Genomic DNA, 19,221 nt, shown 5'->3' with positions numbered 1-19,221 from the left:
CCGCGTCGCAGCGCCTAACGCCACTTGACGCTATCTCATTGATCCGCATCCGGCACAGGCACTCGTTGCGCGACTGTCATGCCATTGGGCACCAGCAGCAGGTCGTTCATGAAACGGGCATCCCGGGTCATGCGGCCGCCAGCCTCACGCTGGTTGACGACGATGCGGGTCACCTCGTAGGGCGAACGAATCGCGCGCTCGAGTGCCGTGGCCGAGGTCTGCGAGGCCTCGATATCGATGAAGCCGGCCTGGACACCCTCGCCGCCTGCAGCACCGGAAATCGCTGGCGCCTTCAGACTGACAGTGCCGCCATCGAGCCGGTCCGAGGTCATGATATGGCCTACCGTCAGCTGCCGCCCCGCCTGGTAGGCGATATCTCCTTGCTCGGATCGCGTCAGTGCCGAACCCGCCATGCTGACCGAGCGGCCTGCCGTGATCGAAATATCCTTGGCTGCCACGATACGACTGCCTGCCCGCTGTTCCATGGTGTTTCCGGCAGTGAATGTGGCTCCCTCACCGGCACGGGCCTCGATCCCCTCGTTCACGATCAGATGATTGCCGGCAGCTACTGCGATCTGCCCGCCTGCCGAGAGGTCGGCATGCTGATGGATATCCCGACCGGCCTGAAGCTCGACATCATCATCGGGCAACGACACCAATGCTTCGAGTATCAGGTCGCGCCCCGCCGTGTAGCGTACATCGCCCGTGGCTCGGGTTCGCGTCCCCTCGGCCATGACAACGTCGCCGGTGACACCCGGGCCACCCGCAGCCACGGTACCCGCCTCTACCTGAACGCTACTACCGCCGGTCGAGATATTGCCCGTCTGCATGATCGACGCGTCAGCCAGCAGGCCAATGTAGCCGGTGTCGGAGTCGAGTGATGCCACGGTCAGGTTGCCATCGGCATTGTAGCGAATATCGCTCCCGGCCCGAGTCATCGAATCACGTGCCATGACGATATCGTTGCCGGCCTCGACAGTGACGCTACCGGCCGCCACGATGTCCGCGCGTTGATACAGATTACGGCCAGCGGTCAGCTCGATATCGTCATCCGGTCGAGAAGCCAGCATACCGACCGTCAAATCCCGCCCTGCCTGGTAGCGGATGTCATCGACCGCCTGGGTGCGAGCACCCTCAGCCATGACGATATCGCCGGTACTGCCGGGGCCACCCGCGGCTTCGGTGCCTGCCATGACCTCGACACTGGTGCCGCGCGTGGTGATATCGCCAGTCTGGACGAACTGATTATCGGCTATCAGACCGATATAGCCATTCTCCGAGGTCAGTGTATTCACGGTCAGGTCGTCGTCGGCATTGTAGCGAATATCGCCGCCAGCTCGGGTCTCGGCCGTTTGCGTCATGACGATATCGACATCGGCATCGATATCGACGCGGCCTGTTGCGCTGATATCGCCGCTCTGCAGTACAGAGTCGCTGGCCCGGAGCGCTACGTCCCCCGCTGTCAACGTTCCTTCCTGGGCAACACGGCCACCTACCATGTCGAACGCCGTTGCCGCCGTTATATTGCCGCTGTTGACGACCGATGACATGACCTTGTCTGCCTCGTTGGCCTGCAGGATCACGACATCCCCTACCAGGGACCCCGCATTGCTGACCTGCGTCGCCGACGTCTCGAGTTGCTCCTCCGTGACCTGAAAGCTGACCAGCTCGGTGCCTTTCAAGTCGAGGGTAAAGCTGCCATCCGTGGCGAGCCCCACACGGCCGAGATTGGCCCTGATGGCCCCCCGGTTGTCGACGTCGGGCGCAACCAGATAGACGAAGCCATTGTCGTCGATGTCGATCGTGCCCGAGTTGCGAATCTCCGCCCCGGGTTGCGCCGGGCCCTCGAAGCGATAATTGCCCTGCAGGAAATCCTGGTTGGCCACATCGAGCGTCGTTGCCACCAGGCCGGCCACGTCGACCCTGGCCGAGTCACCGAAGACGATACCGTTGGGATTGACCAGGAACAGCCGGCCGTTGGCCTGGAGTTGCCCAAGAATCTGTGTCGCGTCGCCACTGATGCGATTGAGTGCCACCGAATCGGAGCCATTCTGCATGAAGCGAACGAGTTCCCCGGCATCGATATCGAAATTGCTCCATTCGAGAATTGCCTTGCCAGAGGATTGTTCGATCAGCGTATCGACATTGATACCATTGACCGTCTGGTTGGCCGTTACCGTGGCGCTACCTTCAGCGATACGGTCCAGGTTGGGCTCACCCAGCGCCACTGCCTGCACTCCCAGCATCGACAGGCCCAAGAACAGCCGTTTTATGGGCATCCTTTCCATGGTCATATCCTTTTTCGTTCCCTGAGACTTGTTATCCCTGGCCCGGCCAAACCACACGAGCCACCGTCAGAAGCGGTAACTGGCCTGACCGTACCAGTAGGCGTCGTCACCCGTTTCGCTGCCGATGGGCACGCCGTAATCGACACGTAGCTCGAGGCTTTCCCACGGCTGCGCACGCAGGCCCAGCCCGGCCCCGGAGATGTCGCGGTCATCGGCCTGGCCAAGATAGGGCTGTCTGACGAACACGCGGCCATGGTCTGCGCGCACAATCAACTGATAGCGATCCTCTCCGAGAAGGGAATAACGGCCTTCGACGGAAGCGGTATAGCCACTGTCGCCGGAGAACGCCGATGCTGGATGCCCCAGCACGGAATGAAAGCCACCGACAGCCCATTGTTCGCCAGCCACCAGCGAGTCGAACGCATACTGTCCATAGAGACGAGGCACCACTAACCAGCGTTCATTGAGGCGTTGCAGTCGCGCCAGGTCGAAGGTCAGCTTGGTGAAATCGTTGTCGGCCCTGGCATAGCTGCGGCTAGACAGCAATGCATCGTCATCCATCCCGCCCAGTCGATCGCCCAACCCCTGGTGTACATCGAGAGACAACAAGGTGCGTCCCTGCAGGTCGGTGCTGTCGATACTGACCCCCAGGCGGACCTTGCGCACGCGGTCCTTGGATGTCGTGATGCCGAGCATCGACTGCTCGAGATCCTGCCCCTCCAGCCAGGCTCCGACATTGACGATGGATTGACTGGACACGACAACATCATGCGAAAGCCCGACGCCCCAGCCTTCACTATCCCCCTCGATTTCCAGCACCCTGAAGTCCTGGCCAATGGCGACGTTGCCTGAAAAGCCGTAGACATGGGCCTTGGTGCCCTCTGCATTGATAGGCGTCTCATAGCCCAGGTAGCCGAAATAGGCATCACCATCGCCCAGCGATTTCATGCCCAGGATATCTAGCTGGTCTCCATGTCCCGTCGCGTTCAACAGGCTAAGTGCCGGCACCAGGCGGTATTTGCCGCTGTTTTCGCTGCCATAATTGTTGGCCTCCAGCGCCCCGGTGATACGTGACTGCTCATCGACATCGACGACCAGGTCGGTCGCGCCCTGTACCTCACCGGGGCGTAACGTCGAGCTGACTTCGACGCCTGAACGCCGATTGATCAGGGCCAGGCCACGCTCGACGTCGCCGAGCGAAAACGCCCGTGTACGCTCGAGGCCAGAGGTTTCCAGCGTATCGATGATGTAGCGGTCCGGATAGCGAGTGTTGCCTCGGATCTCGATGGTGCCTAGCCGCCCTTCCAGTACGACGAGTTCTAATGCCTTGCCCTCACGAAACGCTTGCTCGGGCACGATAACCCGCGCCAGGTCATAACCGTTTTTGCGATAGTACGTCTCTATTCTGGCTGCCAGGGCTTGCACGTCGGTAAACGTCAGCGGCTTGGCCATATCGCTGGCAATCAGCCTGGTGAGACGCTGGTCCGAGTACAGCGAATTGCCAATGAGTTCGACACCGGAAAACCTGACGGCAAGTGTCGTCTCTTGGTTCGGCGCCCCACGTCCATCGCCGTTGATGGCAGACTTGTCGTCGGCCAAGGCATACGACGGGTCTCCCAGTAGACAAGCGACACCGACTGAACAGCAAAATAACGCCATGACGCCAAGCTTAGGCGCCAATAAGTGAACAAAAGGCATGACTCCTCCGCTGCCGGCCGGTAACGACACCGATCGGCTTGAATAGACAGGTATCAGATAGCGCTCAGCTCACTGCTGAGGCACGGCTACGGAGGATAGGGCGGTCGCTCGATCAAGCGGCCCATAGGGTGTGTAATTTTCTCTACCCGTCGTTCCCTGACGCATCTCATTCTCCCTTCCCTAGAGGACAAGTGTTTTTGTAACGCTCAGCGTAGACAAAATTACTTTTTATTACCAACTGACTACGCTAAAGACATTAGAAACAAACCTAAACGCATTTTCAACCTCAAAGGGGCTTATCGTAACCTTATGAAGTGAAATGACTTTCCTAAGCATCTAGGCTGAGTACGAAATTACTGCGGGGACAGGTCGGGCTCAGGATAGAATGCCTCCAGCCAGACAGCCGCTCGGAAAACACGGGACATTCAAGTTTTTCTCCAGGCAGCCGATGGAGGTAGGTAACACTGAAAACGGAGGGAAGCATGAACTACTGGATACTGGCTATCGTCTGCTATCTGATCGCCGTGCTTTGCGTATTCGCCTTTGTGCGTGGGGCCAGCGAGAGGCAGGACCGCAATACCGAGGCGAAAAGCCGCCGCAAGCAAGTGGCACTAGGCCAATGCAGGCTCAAGAAGATCAAGGCCTGAACGAAAAAAACCCGGCAAGCGCCGGGCAAGGAATGACAACCTGATGACCCAAGGGGTCAAATTCTTGACGCGCAAATGCTAGCGATAAATCGCCGAATGGCGCATACATATCATCTTTACAGCAAAGGCAAAGCTCCAAGACAAGAAGAGGCGTCTCTTGGCAATCAGGCCTTCCGCGGGCCTCCCGATAACGACGTGGGGTGTGGCAAGAATCCCCTCTCCTCGATGAGTTCGGCCTTTGAAGAAAACCGACCACAATCATGACACTCATAGCGATGCGGCAGGTTGGCTAGCCGCTGCCACCAGTGGCGCTTCACTGCATATACGCCGAAACTTTCACAAGCTGGGCATTTCAACATGGTGACTCCCTTACCATAGGCCCCGATGCACTCACTGCACTCACCCGCCTTGTCCGTGGCGTATTGCCTGACTCGTTACGAAAAGTAACATTATCACGCGGCAAAAGCTAAGTAAAATTAGTCTTCGGCAGACAGTAGCTCAGAAGCCAGTACGCTTCGGATGGCTTATCGTAGCAACCTAAGGAATTTTTTCTATACGAATTATCTAATACAGCAGGATTAGATTTATCATGCTGTTACATGGAGCCAGACGACCCTTGTACGGTCTCCATCCGCTCCTCATCAGCCGCACTCTCCTCTTGAGAGGATGCAGCACTTTCATCGCGGGTACGTTGAACCATGGAACGGGCACATTCGCGACCACAGTCATAGCAATAATAGCGGTGCGGCAGGTTGAGCAAGCGCTGCCACCATCTTCGCTTGACAGGATAGACTCCAAAATTGTTGCAGTTAGGGCATCGGTACATTACCCACCTCGGCTTAATGGTATTCGTGTTTGCTAATGAGATCGTTCTTGTAGAACAAACGGTTTCTCAGTGAGCGAAGAAAAGCAAATGAGCGCGGCACGCTTTTTTGCGCCATTGCCTTAAAAAGAACGCAATTCAGCAATAAAACCCTTTTTATTCCCAAGATGCACAGCTCATCGACAGCTATGTATACCGCCTGAGTCAGATGATAGAAGGCAATATCATGAGAACCCATACTTTTGTAATATTGTGCCAACCAGTAATAAGTGACCATTGAATTGACTTTTTTCTCCTTCATGTCAAGCAACGACCACATTCCCCCTGCATGTACCCGGTAGGCCCCCGGCTTGATATCATCCATATATTTGTAATGGCCAAAATTGCCTAGCCAAGAGAAAAGAAACGCATCACCATTCATGACATTACTATACTCTTCGGGAATCGGCACTCTTAAATTCCTGAAACATATAGATAAAGTAAGGATGTCGCGGTTCTTTTGGAGCTGCCGGGAAACAGCATCTCTCTTATGCACATCGGGAAGTTTTGAAGTGCTAACGATGCCGGACTCGTTGATTACGTAAGCATCATGCCCGCAGATCACGTAATCAGGATTATTTTCCAGGAACTCGACTTGCTTTTTCAACTTCAAAGGGTCTGTCCAATAATCATCGCCATCGCAGAAGGCAATATACTTTCCTCTAGCCATCGGATAGAGAATATGAGCAAAGGCGTAACGTCCTTGCGAATGCTGGTTTTTCTTTTGGCATATCGCTTTAATTAAATGTGGGTATCGCTTCTCGTACTCAAGGATTACTTCCTGAGTACCGTCGGTAGATGCATCATCGTGAACGAGGATCTCAATCGGAAAATCCACGCTCTGCTTGATGAAACCCTCCAAGGCATCTGCGATATAGTTTGCGTGATTGAAAGCAGTACAGCACACACTAACCATCACCTCAAAGTTATTATTTTCACTCTTCATTTTACCCACCTGAAATTCACACTACCAGATAGAGCCCTTGGAATAAAAAGCAATACAAACCAAGCCACTAAGCAGGTAAAGCAGCAGTTTCCTGCCCCATCATCACACCGGATCTAACCTTCACGAAGATATGTGAAGATATATCATCAAGCATACGATTCATTTCTTCCCGGCTTTCAAACTTGAGTATCATCATGCCCAAGGCATGATTTGACCCAGTCGCCTTGTAGATCAAATCACCCGGGTTAGTCCAAATGGTCTTTTGGAAAACTTTACCCGCCAGCTCATCAGAGAAATCCAGGCTCTCCAATTCCCCCGAAACCAGCGAGTGAACAAGACATTCTGCCCAATACCCCGATGTTTTCCTGTTTTTCAGCGAAGAGCAATCTCCCCCCAAGGCAGCATCGACGGTATATTTTGCCATATCGACGCCAGAGGCAAACTTGATAGCGTCAACCGTGCCTCCCCCACCATTTCTTGCCCCGACTTCCAAGAACCATATTTCATCACTGGCATCGATCAGGAATTCCACATTGAAAGCGCCAGACCTGAAGTTCAAGAGCCCAAGCAAACGCTCAAGTTCCTGACATACTTTTTTTTCCAACCTTGTTTCGAGAGAACCGGGATAGCTGCTTGCCGCCTGAAAAGGCGGGCTACAGGCATGATTGAAATGGCTGTCGCCCCATATCCAGAATCTGAGCTTTCCGTTGACCATGAATACATCACTGTCGTTCTGATAGCCGACCTTGCCGCGTATCTTTTCTTCAACGACAACTTTTTTTTCAAGGGAAAAATTCATGGCATGAGCGAAGGCGTCTGCGAAACCATCCTTATCCTCTAGAACAGTTATCCCTTTTCCTCCTGAAGAATCGATGGGTTTCACATACACAGGGAGATCAAGCTGTTCCAGCCATTCTTGCGCTTCTGCCTGGTCTTGGAATGAGCGGGACCTCGGCGTATTGAAATCATTTCTCTGCAAGAACTCACGAAACCTGTCTTTCTGGGATAGAGTGAGCACCGATTCGTAAGGATTACCCGGCAGCCCTAACCGCTCTGCTACAAAAGCTGCGGTAGGCGCAGCAGGATCCGATGCATAAGCCACGATGCCGTCAATGTTTCTGCTTGCAGCCAGCTCAAGAACCTTTTCCTTGTTTGTCGTTGATATATCATAGCTTTCATGCGCAAGCCTATGCCCCGGATTACTTGGACGATTATCACAAGTTAGAATATGATAACCTTGCTCTACAGCATAAACGATAGGGGGTACCTGGGTAGACGAAGCGCCCAAAAAGAGGATGGTTTTCATATCTTTCCTTGGCTATACAACAGGCAGGCCTGACGACCGGGAAGAATCTTTATTCTGATAACACTTTAAATATCAACGTTAACCTTGATATCCTTATTCATATCATCAAGCATGCTTACCATTTCGCTGGCATCATCGAATCTAAGTATCATCTCCCCCAAGTCATCAATCCCTCCCCTGGACTTACGTACAAAGTCGCCAGGCTGCGACCATATTTGTTTTTCTACTATCTTCGACTTGAGCCTGTTCGACATCCAAATGTCTTTTAACACACCATCCTCAAGAGAATGTATTGTATAATTCGACCAATAGCCTATTGGTGAATCCACATGTACCAGTTGGCTATCCAGACCGACCGCAGTATCGACGATTGCCTTTACCATGTCGTTATTGGTTGCATACTTTATCAGCTCAGGGATCCTGCTTCCTCCGTTTCTAGGTGCCACTTCCAGGAACCATATCTCTTCGTTAGAATCCACGAGAAATTCTACGTTAAACGCCCCTGTCCTGCAGTTCAATAACCGAAATATCTTTTCAAGCTCACTTTTTGCCTTTTCACCCACTTCTTTTTTTAATGTCGCAGGATAGCTATTGGCAATCTCAATGGGAGGACTACATTTGTAATCGAAATGCGCGTTGGCCCACAGCCAATACTTCAACTCTCCCTTTTCCATGAAAACGTCGCTATCAATTTGATAGCCGGCTTTCTCAATGACTTCTTCAACGACCACGCGACGTGCCGATGAGTGTTTCATGGCATGTTCAAACGCGGCGGGGAGATCACTCGCGGAGGTTAATAGTGTATTCCCGATACTTGCCGATGAGTCAACGGGCTTGACATACGCAGGAGCGCCAATAATTCTTAACCACTCCTCTGCTTCTTCCAGGCTATCGAAGGAATTTGAGCGGGGAGCATTGAATCCGTTAGCCTTTAAAAAGTTCCTGAAAAGATCTTTTCGGGTCAAGATGGTTACCGACTCATAGGGATTTCCCGGCAACCCTAACTTTTCGGCAACATAGGCTACCGTAGGCGCAGCCGAATCAGCAGCATAGGCTACCACGCCATCAATTCCGGCCTTCCTTGCCATGCGAAGCACAGCGTCTTTGTCTCTTGTAGATATATTGTGATACTCATTCGCCAGTTGATGACCAGGATTATCTGGCAAGTAATCACAGGTTATCACATAGTAGCCATTCTCTACTGCGTACTGGATTGGGGGGAGCTGTATTCTTGAAGCCCCCAAGAAAAGAATCTTCTTCATCATATTCCCTTGGCGTTAATTCCATGTCGCTAAAAATCAAAACAATCGCTCATTCAAAAAATGGCCGACTAGTCGGCCATTTTTTTAGTTATTATCATGTGAGGCTAGGCGTGTTCCGCCATGCGCTTGAATATTTCATTTCTTACGACCAGTTCTTCATAGCGCCCCTGATCCACGACTTTCCCATCCCTCATCAAGTAGATCAGGTCGCATTGTTTTACCGTTGCCAGTCGGTGCGCGATCATGACGATTGTTTTCTGACCAGAAAAACTCTGGATCGCCTGCATGATATGGCTTTCGGTAATGCCATCCAGTGCACTGGTTGCTTCGTCTAGTACCAGCACGTCCGAGTCATGGTAGAGCGCACGCGCAATACCGATTCGCTGACGCTGCCCACCGGACAGTTGGACCCCTCTCTCACCAACACGGGTGTCCAGACCTTCAGGAAGCTTGTCGAGGAACTCATCGAGATGCGCTTGTTTGGCGCAGTCGTGTACACGCTGCATATCGATGGCTTCTTCGGGAAGGCCAAAAGCGATGTTCTCCTTGATACTGGCATCAGCCAGGAAAATGCTTTGCGGCACGAAGCCCAATGCATTTTGCCAGTCACCCAAGGCGTCTCTGGTCAGGAGCTGTCCATCGACGACAATACCTCCTTGATCCGGCTCGATGAGTCCCAGCAAGATATCCACCAGCGTGGACTTGCCCGAGCCCGACGCTCCTACCAGCCCCACAGTGCGATTGACGGGAATTCGCAGATCCACCTCATCCAGGGCTTTATCCACCTTGCCCGGATAAGTGAAACCGATACCCTGGAGGACAATGTCCTGCCTCGGCGTCAATTTTTTCTGCTTGGCGGAGTAATCCACACTGACGGCGGGGCTATGTGCACTAGCCTTCAGCTCTTCACGAATCGATTCGTACGCGGACATATGCCCACGGATCTGCGAGAGGCTGTTATAGACCTGTTGCAGGGCCGGCAGAATCTTGAAACCCGCCAGGGCATAGATGGACAAGACCGGCAGCAGGCTCACGACATTGCCGCCGCTGCTCGCCAGAAGATAAAGCACGAGGAATATGACACAGCCGAATGCCACGATTTCCATCGCATAGCGAGGAGCCAGACTCAATGCCTGGTTGGCCCCCAAGGCATTGGCATATCTGTCGCTGGCATCATTGAAGCGTTTCGTGAAAACATCCTGTCGCCTGAGCAACAGGGCGTCCTTGATGCCACCAAATCCTTCTGCCATCAACTTGAAACGAATCGTCTGCGAACGGGAAATGATCTTTCCATTGTTGACCAAACGACGCCTGACCGTCTTGAAAAGCAGAAAGTATGAGGCCAGGAACACACCGGCGCCCGCTAGCGCCACGATCGGGTTGTAGACGAAAATCGCCAGTGTCATGAATATGGCCAGGGTCAGCTTTGCATTCATGTGCATCAACGGAATGATGATGTGCATCATCACCCGCTGACATTCTTCGGCGATGCGATTGGTCAAGGTGCTGCTGTTGCCACTGGCATGGAACAGCCAATTCTGATGCATGTAGTAGTTGTACAGGCGACTGCTCAGCTCCGCCCCGACGCGAGCCCCGTACATCGACATCTGCCAGATGGTATACATCGAGAACATGCCGGACAGCAGCAGGACGGCCAGTACACCGCCACCGACCCAGATCAGGAAGATTTCAGGGCTCGCGACGCCGCTGGCACGATACACGTCGGCCAGCATTCCTTGCCCTTCCAGTTGGTCCATGTTGCCGACAAGCGCCATGAAGGGGCCGATCGAGATGACACCGGCGATTTCAGCAAACGCCATGATAACGGCGAGAAGTTGCAGGCGAAAAAACTTCCTGCGCTGCTCCTTGCTCAGCAGGGAATAGAGTTCTTTCAAGTGGTAAAACATTAGGCAACCTCACTGATGCTCGATAATTGCTGGAGTACGATGCCGGCATCCAATCCTTGGTACACGGGCAGGCACATGACCCGCCGTGCCAGATCGTCCGATATCGAGTGCGTTTTCCTGTCGGAGAATGCCTGGACCTGATCCAGGGAGGGGTAGAAATAACGCCGTACCTGTATCTCGGCACGAGCCAGACGATCGACTTCGCGTAACAGCTCCTTTTCATCGCGGCAGGCCACAGGAAAGTAGGCGTAGTTATAGCGAGAGTGGCTATTGAGTCGCTGCATTTGATAATGATTGCCCAGGGCGTAGGCATAAAGCCGCCAGATGGCTTCCCTTTCCTTGAGATTGGCCTCGATTTCATCCAGTACGCAAAGCCCCATCGCGGCCTGGAATTCATTCATCTTGGCATTGATGCCCAGCGTATCGATCTTGTCGGGCCCCGAAATGCCGAAGTTGATGAGCAGGGCTGCCCGTTCGAGATCCTCCTTGTGCTTGAAGATAATGGCCCCGCCCTCCACGGTGTGAAACAGCTTGGTGGCATGGAAACTCAACGTCGTGGCATCCCCATGAACCAGTAGGCTTCGATCCCGGTACGTCACGCCGAAGGCATGGGCACCGTCATAGATCACCTTTAACCGGTGCCGGCGGGCAATCGCTTCAATGGCTTCGACTTCACAAGCGTTGCCGAAGACATGAACCGGCACGATGGCCCGCGTACAGGTCGTCAGGGCGGGCTCGATGGAAGCTGGATCCAGGCACCATGTGTCGGGATCGATATCGCCGAACACCGGCTCGACCCCCTCCCACTTGAGCGAGCTGGCCGTGGCCGCGAAACTGAAGGGTGTGGTAATGGCTTCGACGCGCTCCCCATGCGCCTGACCCGAGATGCCTAATGCTCGGTAGGCAATCTGCAACGCCAGGGTGCCATTGCTGACCAGCAGGAGATTCTCGACGCCCAGGTAGTTTTCGAGGCGACGGGTCAGCTCCTGTACCAACGGACCGTTATTGGTCAGGTATTGACGGGCATAGATACCGTCGATGTAACACTGGAGCTTCTCACGATCGGGCAGGTAAGGTCTCGTCACGGGTATCATGATGTCGCCACCTTCAGCAGATATTGGCCGTAGCCGTTCTTGGCCAGGCAATCCCCAGCCCGAATGACCTGCTCTGTCGTCAGCCAGCCATTGTTGAAGGCGATCTCCTCGGGGCAGCAGATCTTCAGCCCTTGGCGGCGCTCAATGGTCTGAACGAACATGCCCGCTTCGAGCAGGCTCTCGTGCGTCCCGGTATCCAACCAGGCATAGCCACGCCCCAGCAGGTCAACGCTCAGATCGCCCCGCTCCAGATACGCTTGATTGACGCTGGTGATTTCCAGCTCGCCACGGCTTGATGGCGTGACCTGCTTGGCGATGTCGACGACATCGTTGTCGTAGAAGTAAAGCCCGGTGACTGCGTAGTTCGAACGGGGCCTGGCCGGCTTCTCCTCAATGGAGAGAACACGGTTTTCCTCGTCGAACTCGACGACACCGAACCTTTCCGGATCCTTCACCTGGTAGCCGAAGAGGCACGCTCCTTTCTTCAATGCAGCCGCACTCCTGAGCTTTTCGGTGAATCCTTGTCCGTAAAAGATATTGTCGCCCAGGACCAAACACACCGTTTCGTCGCCGATGAAGTCTTCACCAATGATGAACGCCTGGGCCAGCCCTTCTGGCCGGGGCTGTATGGCATAGCTGAGCGAGATCCCGTACTGGCTGCCATCGCCGAGCAAATCTCGGAATCGCTCTTCATCGGTCGGGTTGACGATAATCAGGATGTCCCGGATACCTGCCAGCATGAGCAAGGAGAGCGGGTAATAAATCATCGGTTTGTCGTAGATGGGTAGAAGCTGCTTACACGTACCCATCGTGATTGGGTATAACCGGGTTCCGCTTCCCCCGGCGAGAATGATTCCCTTCATGCTACCTCCCTGCTGCCCAGACCCCGTCTTTCACGCCGATAGCTGCCGTCGTGAATACGCCGGCACCACTCAATATTCTGCAAGTACCACGTCACGGTCTTGCGGATGCCCGAGTAAAAGGTCTCGAGAGGCATCCAGCCGAGTTCGCGTTGGAGTTTTCCCGCATCGATGGCATAACGCAGGTCATGCCCTGGTCGATCCTCGACGAAGGACACCAGGTCGCTGTAGTAGCGGACATGCCCAGGCTTCGACGGCGCAAGTTCTTCCAGTAACTCACAGAGCGTATAAACGACTTCAATGTTCTTTTTCTCGTTAAATCCGCCGATATTATAAGTGTCTCCGTTGCCTCCCCGTGTCAGTACGGTATATAACGCTCGCGCATGATCTTCGACATAGAGCCAGTCCCTGATTTGCTCGCCCTTGCCATAAACCGGCAAGGCCTTGCCCTCGAGGGCATTGAGTATCATCAGGGGAATCAATTTTTCCGGAAACTGGCAAGGGCCGTAATTGTTGGAGCAGGACGTCACGACGACCGGTAGGCCGAACGTCCTGTGCCAGGCACGCACCAGATGGTCGGAACTTGCCTTGGTGGCCGAATAGGGCGAACTGGGACAATAGGCGGTCTGCTCGGTAAACAGTGCGTCCGTCCCACCCAAATCCCCATACACCTCATCCGTGGAGACATGGTGGAAACGAAAGTGTGCCTGGCGGGAGGCCGGTAGCTCCTGCCAGTACCGGGTTGCCACCTCCAGCAACTGATAGGTGCCCACGATGTTGGTCTGGACAAAGGCGGCAGGCCCCTCGATGGAACGGTCCACATGGCTTTCCGCCGCCAGATGCATGACGGCATCCGGCTGATGCCGGGCGAAAACCCGCCGAAGCGCGTCGCCATCACAGATATCTTCTCTTTCGAATTGATAGCGTGGGTTGGCGACCACACCTGCCAAGGAGTCCAGATTGCCTGCATAAGTCAACTTGTCCAAGTTGACGACATCATCCTGCGTCGTTTCAATAATATGCCGGATCACTGCAGAGCCAATGAAGCCAGCCCCACCTGTAATTAGTATTTTCATTGGATCACACCGCAACGTGTCTAGAGCGTTATTGCCGATAAATAGAAGTTCAGATGTTCAATACGCGTTTTTATCGACAAACCCCCTAAAAACCGTCAGCAGAATGATCTTGAGATCGAAGGCCAGGCTCCAGTGGCGTATATAGTCGTGATCGAGTTCGACGCGTTTTTGCATCTTCTCCAAGGTATCGGTTTCACCGCGCCAGCCATTGATTTGTGCCCATCCGGTAATGCCCGGCTTGACCTTGTGACGCAGCATGTAGCCATGGATCAGGCCACGATACTGTTCGTTGTGGGCCACTGCGTGGGGTCGCGGGCCGACGATGGACATCCGCCCCTGCAGGACATTGATGAACTGGGGAAGCTCGTCGAGGGATGTACGGCGCAAAAAGCCGCCCACCGGTGTCAGGCGCTTGTCGCTTCGGGTTGCCTGGGTAACGACATCGCCATCTTCCATGACCTTCATGGTACGAAACTTGTAGACCCTGATAGGGCGTCCATCGAGTCCATAGCGTGTCTGCTTGAAAAGTACCGGCCCTGGCGACGTGAGCTTGACGGCCAAGGCGATCACGAGCATGGGCAATGATACGATCCCCAGTATCGCCAAGCTCAGCACGATATCCTCGATACGCTTCAATGAACCTGTCGGCCCATAGACTGGCGTATCGTAGATACTGACCGTTATCACGTCGTTGATGGGCTCGACCCGGGAGTACATCAGGTCGGACACCAGCAGATCGGGTATCAGGTAAAGCGATACCGTGGTGTCAGCCAAGGCCTCGATCAATTGCCGGATATCCGCTTCGCGGCTCATCTCCCAGGTCACGTAGGTCCGGTCGATCTGGCCACTGTGCGCCAGATGTATCATTTCCTGGACGTCCAGCGTTTCACTGGCCCCGTTGGCCACCTGCGACTTGTCGAACTGGCCCACGACACGGAATCCCATCCACGGGGCGGACTCGAAGCCTTTCTTCAGGCGTTCGGCCGAAGGCCCACAGCCCACGATCGCCACGTTATGGTTATTGATGCCCAATTCACGCAGGCGATGGAGAAACAGGCGAACCAGACTGCGATAGCTCAGCATGCCGGTGGCAACGACCACGCCCCAGGGCAGTATCACATCGCGCACGTGGGTTTCGTCGTCGAAAAGCAGCAAGGCCGTGAGAGCGACGCAACTGAAGGCAATGAACCATATCAGCGCGACATGTGTCAGCTCGCGCAGCAATGAGAAGACACGCCACGAACCGTAAAAATTCAGATAACTGGCCCCGGCATGGTAGAGAATCCAGCCGATACAGCCATAAAGCAGCAACCACTCCAGGCCAACGGTTTCCGACTGGTACCTGCCGATGACCAGCATGCCCCCGATCATCAATGAGAAGTCCATGATCCTCATCAGGGAACCGAAGCTGGTCGATGATTGTCGGGAAATGTCCCTGCTGCTCTGCTCGAGCACAAGAGGTTTCTTCGTTAAGGTATCCATAGCCTGCCCTTGCGTCACATCCCTGATTGTCATTAGTGCCATGCGTCGAATGGCGTGTTCAGGTACGCCCGTAGTTGTCCTGCAGCCGGACGATGTCGTCCTCGCCCAGGTAGGAGCCGGATTGCACCTCGATCAGCTCCAGAGGAATCACGCCAGGATTCTTCAACGCGTGGACACGGCCGATAGGGATATAGGTCGACTCGTTTTCCGTGACCAGGAATGTCTCGTCCCCCGCCGTCACTTCGGCAGTCCCGGAAACGACGACCCAGTGCTCCGCCCGATGATGATGCATCTGCACGGACAGCTTCGCTCCGGGTGCCACCGTGATGCACTTGACCTGATAACGGCTGCCTTTCCCCATGCAGTCGTACTTGCCCCAAGGCCGATAGACTTCGCGATGGTTCTCGTACTCGGGCCGCCCTTCACGCTCGAGGCGTTCCACGACCTGCTTGACCAGTTGCGCCTTGTCCCTGTGCGCGACGAGAACGGCATCCTTGGTTTCGACGATCATCAGGTCCTCGACCCCGACCGTGGCGACCAACCGACTTTCGGCGCGTATCAGGGTGCGCTGGGTTTCCACCGTCAGCACATCACCGTGCCGGCAGTTGCCTTGTGAGTCCTGCTCGCTGACCTCCCACAACGATGACCATGAGCCGATATCGCTCCAACTGGCCTCAAGAGGCACCACGGCCGCCCGATCGGTCTTTTCCATGATGGCGTAATCGATGGAGACATTCGGACTCATCTCGAATGCGTCGGCATCGACACGCAGGAAGCCGAAGTCCTTGTTCAGGCCCTGGATGGCAGCCTGGCAGGCTTGCACGATACCCGGCTCATGCTGGGCAAGCTCTTCCAGATAACGGCTGGCCCGGAAAAGGAACATGCCGCTGTTCCAGTAATATTCTCCCGACGCCACGTAGGTGGCTGCCGTATCGGCATCCGGTTTCTCCGCAAAGCGCTTAACCTTCTCCCCTTGCAGCAGCCCCTCCCCTCGCTGGATATAGCCATAGCCGGTTTCAGCGCGCGTCGGCACGACCCCGAAGGTCACCAGATAGCCCTGTTCGGCCAAAGGAATTGCATTCTCGACGGCGGCCTGGAAACGTGCGACGTCCTCGATCAGGTGATCGGCAGACAACACCAGCAACAGCGGGTCTTCACCGTTCTCGTCGCAGGCCATCATCGCTGCCAGCGCAATGGCCGGTGCCGTATTACGTCCCACAGGCTCCAGGAGAATGCTCGCCCCGAGTTGGTCGGCCTGGCGGAGCTGCTCGGCAACCAGGAACCGGTGTTCCTCATTACAGATAATCAAGGGCGGTCCATACACAAGCCCACTCAGGCGAGCCAGTGTTTGCTGAAGCATTGTCTGAGCGCCATTCAAGGCAAGAAACTGCTTGGGTCGCAGTTTCCGTGACAACGGCCACAGGCGTGAGCCAGAGCCGCCAGCAAGGATAACGGGAGTCAGCACGGTAAATTCCTTTTCATCGACAAGAAGCCAGCAGGCACAGGAATCGATCACAAGCCGCCTCAAGCGCCAGGCGCTTCAGGAACGATCCTGCTCATCCATTGATATTTTCCATCTGGCGTTGTTATTGGGTAGCCAGTGCACCCGACTTTCGAATTCAGACAAAAAGACTTTCTTTGTAATGCTCGTTGGTTTTATCGATAAAGCACTCCAGAGAGCCGATATCAATATCCGGGTCGACCTTACGAGCAAAAAGCATCCCGCTAGACTTCATGTTCGCGAAGTCGCTTTCATCCAGTGTCCTCGGGTAATCGGGGCCAGTTTTCCAATCGATGTAACGCAAACTATCGGAATAACATTCTGGGTCACGAATGATATTTCTATTGAATGGCGATTGTTTGAGTATGGTATGAAAAAAGACTTCGTCGCAACAGAAGGAATACTGATAAGCCAGCCGATAATAAGGATAGTCTTCCAGATATTTCAGGATGAAACATGAAGCACCATGACTTATGGTGAACCAGGAGGTTCCCTTGTACAGCCTGGGCAGCGTCTTGTAGAACGGGTTGTTGAAGAACCCCAGCCTGCATCCAACTCCATGAAGCTTGGCCCCGACCCTTTCCATGAGCGTTTTGCGCTTCTTGAAGAACATGTCTGTATAGTGGTACTTCACACGCTCGCATGGGTCGACACGGTTGAACCTTTCATCCTGATAAGCAATGAATTCGCGCCCCTTGTGACGCTCGAGGCAAGCAAGTATCTGGTCATGACTGGCGATCGGTATATCGTCGCCGGAGATGAGGAAAACGTAGTCGAACGTCTCCTGTGTCGCTGCCTTGAGTAGTGCCAGCGTGGCATCGACCTGGGATACGCTTCCCCATGCGACATCGATTCGCTCGGTGAGCCATGTCACATTTGCTTGCTCAAAGGCCTCTTCGAAAGGGGCAATGTCGCTCTTGCGATCAACATGTATATAAATCCTGTTCCCCTCGAACCGGGAAAGATAGTTGACCGTAAACCTCAGAGGGTTGGTTACCTTATGGCACAGAATACAATAGGCAATTTTCATTCTCGTTCGCCTTGAGAGGTTTTCTAGACATGCCCAATCCGTTCAGTAAAAAACATCTTTCTGATAACAGGCATACCAAACGTATAGAGGGCAGAAAAGAACATCATGTAATAGACCAGGCGGGCCGCCGAGCGAAGTTGATACTGCACACAAAGAATGGTGAACACAAAGATAAAGGAAGAAATAATCACCCAGAGGAAAAAGTTTCTCTGGTAGCTATAACGTTCCATGACGGCAATCAGGAAACCACAGACAAAGAAGAAGACCACCCCGCCCCAGTAGCTTTCGTTATAGAGAATCGCCATGGCGCTATAGGGCGCCGTACCAATCAGGTTGTCGAAAGTGACCGGGATGCTGTAAAGGAAACTGGGCAGCGGGCTCAGCGAATAAGGCACGACATTGACCAGGTGATAAGGCATTTCAATGGCATACGTCAGCACACCTACCGAGAACGACAGGATATAGTTGATGGTATAGACCACCGCGTCGATGTCGAACCAGGCCAGCAGTGCCAGGAAGTTGGGCATGATTCCCTGGACCGGCAAGTGGCGTGACTCCAGCGCGAATGCGCTCAACCACAAGGCGAGAAAAGCAAACACCGCGAGTTCCGTCTTGACGATCCGGCCTTTACGCATGAACGTGCCGATCAGGTAAAACGCAATCAGTACGAGAGACGAGCGTGAACTCGTCGCCACGATGATCAACATGGCGGCAATGAGCAAGGCCATCCGGACGAAGCGATTCCTGAGCAGACCGATCGCCAGCGAGGAAAAAGGCAAGACGATCGAAGCGATGACCATGCCAATCTGGAACGCGAATTCGGGGCGATACAAGGTGCGTTGCAACAAGTTGTCCAGACCGTAGGAAGGTATGAACACGACGAACCAGATCGCCGCCGTTGCGAGTAACTGCATCTGCCCCAGATTGCCCAGTGTCACGACCAGCTTGTTAGGCAGTTCAGTGCCTGCACGGGCAGCTGAGTTGTCTCTTACCAGAAGACTGCCCAGTGCAAACGCCCCTGCACAAACTATGAAATAGATAATGGCTTTTTCCACATTATCGGCCCTGGCGTGCCTGAGGAAGTCGAATGGCATGTCGACTGAAAAGCTGAAGAACCGCCAGCCAATCCAGGTATACAGTGCAGAAATGAACAGCAGGGCAGGAAAAACGATAAGAAACCGCCCCTGACGTTTATACACCAGATATATGAGAACGGCGCATTGCACCAGAATCAAAGCAATAAACAAAGTATTCAAGAGACA

General features: G+C 54.1%; 14 protein-coding genes. 1 reads left to right on the top strand and 13 read right to left on the bottom strand.

What is annotated here, in order from left to right; translation table 11 throughout:
• Positions 1-35: 35 nt before the first annotated feature.
• Positions 36-2,288, bottom strand: a complete 2,253-nt coding sequence (locus BM194_RS03905; RefSeq protein WP_177223336.1) for a filamentous hemagglutinin N-terminal domain-containing protein — start codon at positions 2,286-2,288, stop codon at positions 36-38.
• Positions 2,289-2,354: 66 nt separating this feature from the next.
• Complete coding sequence (locus tag BM194_RS03900; protein WP_244890869.1) at positions 2,355-3,887, bottom strand: ShlB/FhaC/HecB family hemolysin secretion/activation protein; 1,533 nt, start codon at positions 3,885-3,887, stop codon at positions 2,355-2,357.
• Between the two features lie 581 nt (positions 3,888-4,468).
• On the opposite strand from BM194_RS03900, the gene BM194_RS20585 reads away from it, so the two are divergent.
• Positions 4,469-4,633 carry a hypothetical protein gene (locus tag BM194_RS20585; RefSeq protein ID WP_166671086.1) on the top strand — a complete coding sequence of 55 codons (165 nt, stop codon included), beginning with the start codon at positions 4,469-4,471 and terminating at the stop codon, positions 4,631-4,633.
• A gap of 839 nt (positions 4,634-5,472) precedes the next feature.
• Here the strand turns inward: BM194_RS20585 and BM194_RS03895 are convergent.
• The 11 genes from BM194_RS03895 to BM194_RS03845 form a co-directional block, all read right to left on the bottom strand.
• Entirely contained in the window at positions 5,473-6,441 is a 969-nt protein-coding gene (locus tag BM194_RS03895; RefSeq protein ID WP_092843856.1) for a glycosyltransferase family 2 protein, read from the bottom strand.
• A 67-nt stretch (positions 6,442-6,508) separates the two neighbouring features.
• Positions 6,509-7,747, bottom strand: a complete 1,239-nt coding sequence (locus BM194_RS03890; protein ID WP_092843854.1) for an ATP-binding protein — start codon at positions 7,745-7,747, stop codon at positions 6,509-6,511.
• A gap of 65 nt (positions 7,748-7,812) precedes the next feature.
• Complete coding sequence (locus BM194_RS03885; protein WP_092844318.1) at positions 7,813-9,009, bottom strand: ATP-grasp domain-containing protein; 1,197 nt, start codon at positions 9,007-9,009, stop codon at positions 7,813-7,815.
• A gap of 104 nt (positions 9,010-9,113) precedes the next feature.
• Entirely contained in the window at positions 9,114-10,904 is a 1,791-nt protein-coding gene (locus BM194_RS03880; protein ID WP_244890868.1) for an ABC transporter ATP-binding protein, read from the bottom strand.
• Positions 10,905-10,915: 11 nt separating this feature from the next.
• Complete coding sequence (locus BM194_RS03875) at positions 10,916-12,010, bottom strand: DegT/DnrJ/EryC1/StrS family aminotransferase (protein ID WP_092843850.1); 1,095 nt, start codon at positions 12,008-12,010, stop codon at positions 10,916-10,918.
• Positions 12,007-12,873 carry a glucose-1-phosphate thymidylyltransferase RfbA gene (rfbA, locus tag BM194_RS03870; RefSeq protein ID WP_092843848.1) on the bottom strand — a complete coding sequence of 289 codons (867 nt, stop codon included), beginning with the start codon at positions 12,871-12,873 and terminating at the stop codon, positions 12,007-12,009. Before rfbA ends, BM194_RS03875 begins: the two co-directional genes overlap by 4 nt.
• Positions 12,870-13,946 (bottom strand): dTDP-glucose 4,6-dehydratase, encoded by a 1,077-nt coding sequence (gene rfbB / locus BM194_RS03865; RefSeq protein WP_092843846.1) that lies wholly within the window; start codon positions 13,944-13,946, stop codon positions 12,870-12,872. The genes rfbA and rfbB overlap by 4 nt, the downstream gene beginning before the upstream one ends.
• 57 nt (positions 13,947-14,003) lie before the next feature.
• Positions 14,004-15,332 (bottom strand): undecaprenyl-phosphate glucose phosphotransferase, encoded by a 1,329-nt coding sequence (locus BM194_RS03860; RefSeq protein ID WP_218155356.1) that lies wholly within the window; start codon positions 15,330-15,332, stop codon positions 14,004-14,006.
• Positions 15,333-15,486: 154 nt separating this feature from the next.
• Complete coding sequence (locus BM194_RS03855; protein WP_092844314.1) at positions 15,487-16,893, bottom strand: mannose-1-phosphate guanylyltransferase/mannose-6-phosphate isomerase; 1,407 nt, start codon at positions 16,891-16,893, stop codon at positions 15,487-15,489.
• Between the two features lie 154 nt (positions 16,894-17,047).
• Positions 17,048-17,959, bottom strand: coding sequence for a beta-1,6-N-acetylglucosaminyltransferase (locus BM194_RS03850; RefSeq protein WP_092843844.1), 912 nt, complete (start codon positions 17,957-17,959; stop codon positions 17,048-17,050).
• Positions 17,960-17,982: 23 nt separating this feature from the next.
• On the bottom strand, positions 17,983-19,215 hold the full coding sequence (locus BM194_RS03845; RefSeq protein WP_092843842.1) for a hypothetical protein: 1,233 nt from the start codon (positions 19,213-19,215) through the stop codon (positions 17,983-17,985).
• Between the last annotated feature and the right edge of the window lie 6 nt (positions 19,216-19,221).

The organism is Modicisalibacter xianhensis (assembly GCF_900113605.1).
Taxonomy (GTDB): Bacteria; Pseudomonadota; Gammaproteobacteria; order Pseudomonadales; family Halomonadaceae; genus Modicisalibacter; species Modicisalibacter xianhensis.
Note: the sequence above shows the minus strand (reverse complement) of the source record. Positions and strands in the feature narration are given on the sequence as shown.

Bases quoted from the DNA above. Each gene is read 5' to 3' on its own strand.
- BM194_RS03905 (WP_177223336.1), bottom strand. From the start codon at position 2,288: ATGGAAAGGATGCCCATAAAACGGCTGTTCTTGGGCCTGTCGATGCTG.
- BM194_RS20585 (WP_166671086.1), top strand. From the start codon at position 4,469: ATGAACTACTGGATACTGGCTATCGTCTGCTATCTGATCGCCGTGCTT.
- BM194_RS03895 (WP_092843856.1), bottom strand. From the start codon at position 6,441: ATGAAGAGTGAAAATAATAACTTTGAGGTGATGGTTAGTGTGTGCTGT.
- BM194_RS03890 (WP_092843854.1), bottom strand. From the start codon at position 7,747: ATGAAAACCATCCTCTTTTTGGGCGCTTCGTCTACCCAGGTACCCCCT.
- BM194_RS03885 (WP_092844318.1), bottom strand. From the start codon at position 9,009: ATGAAGAAGATTCTTTTCTTGGGGGCTTCAAGAATACAGCTCCCCCCA.
- BM194_RS03875 (WP_092843850.1), bottom strand. From the start codon at position 12,010: ATGATACCCGTGACGAGACCTTACCTGCCCGATCGTGAGAAGCTCCAG.
- rfbA (WP_092843848.1), bottom strand. From the start codon at position 12,873: ATGAAGGGAATCATTCTCGCCGGGGGAAGCGGAACCCGGTTATACCCA.
- rfbB (WP_092843846.1), bottom strand. From the start codon at position 13,946: ATGAAAATACTAATTACAGGTGGGGCTGGCTTCATTGGCTCTGCAGTG.
- BM194_RS03860 (WP_218155356.1), bottom strand. From the start codon at position 15,332: ATGGACTTCTCATTGATGATCGGGGGCATGCTGGTCATCGGCAGGTAC.
- BM194_RS03850 (WP_092843844.1), bottom strand. From the start codon at position 17,959: ATGAAAATTGCCTATTGTATTCTGTGCCATAAGGTAACCAACCCTCTG.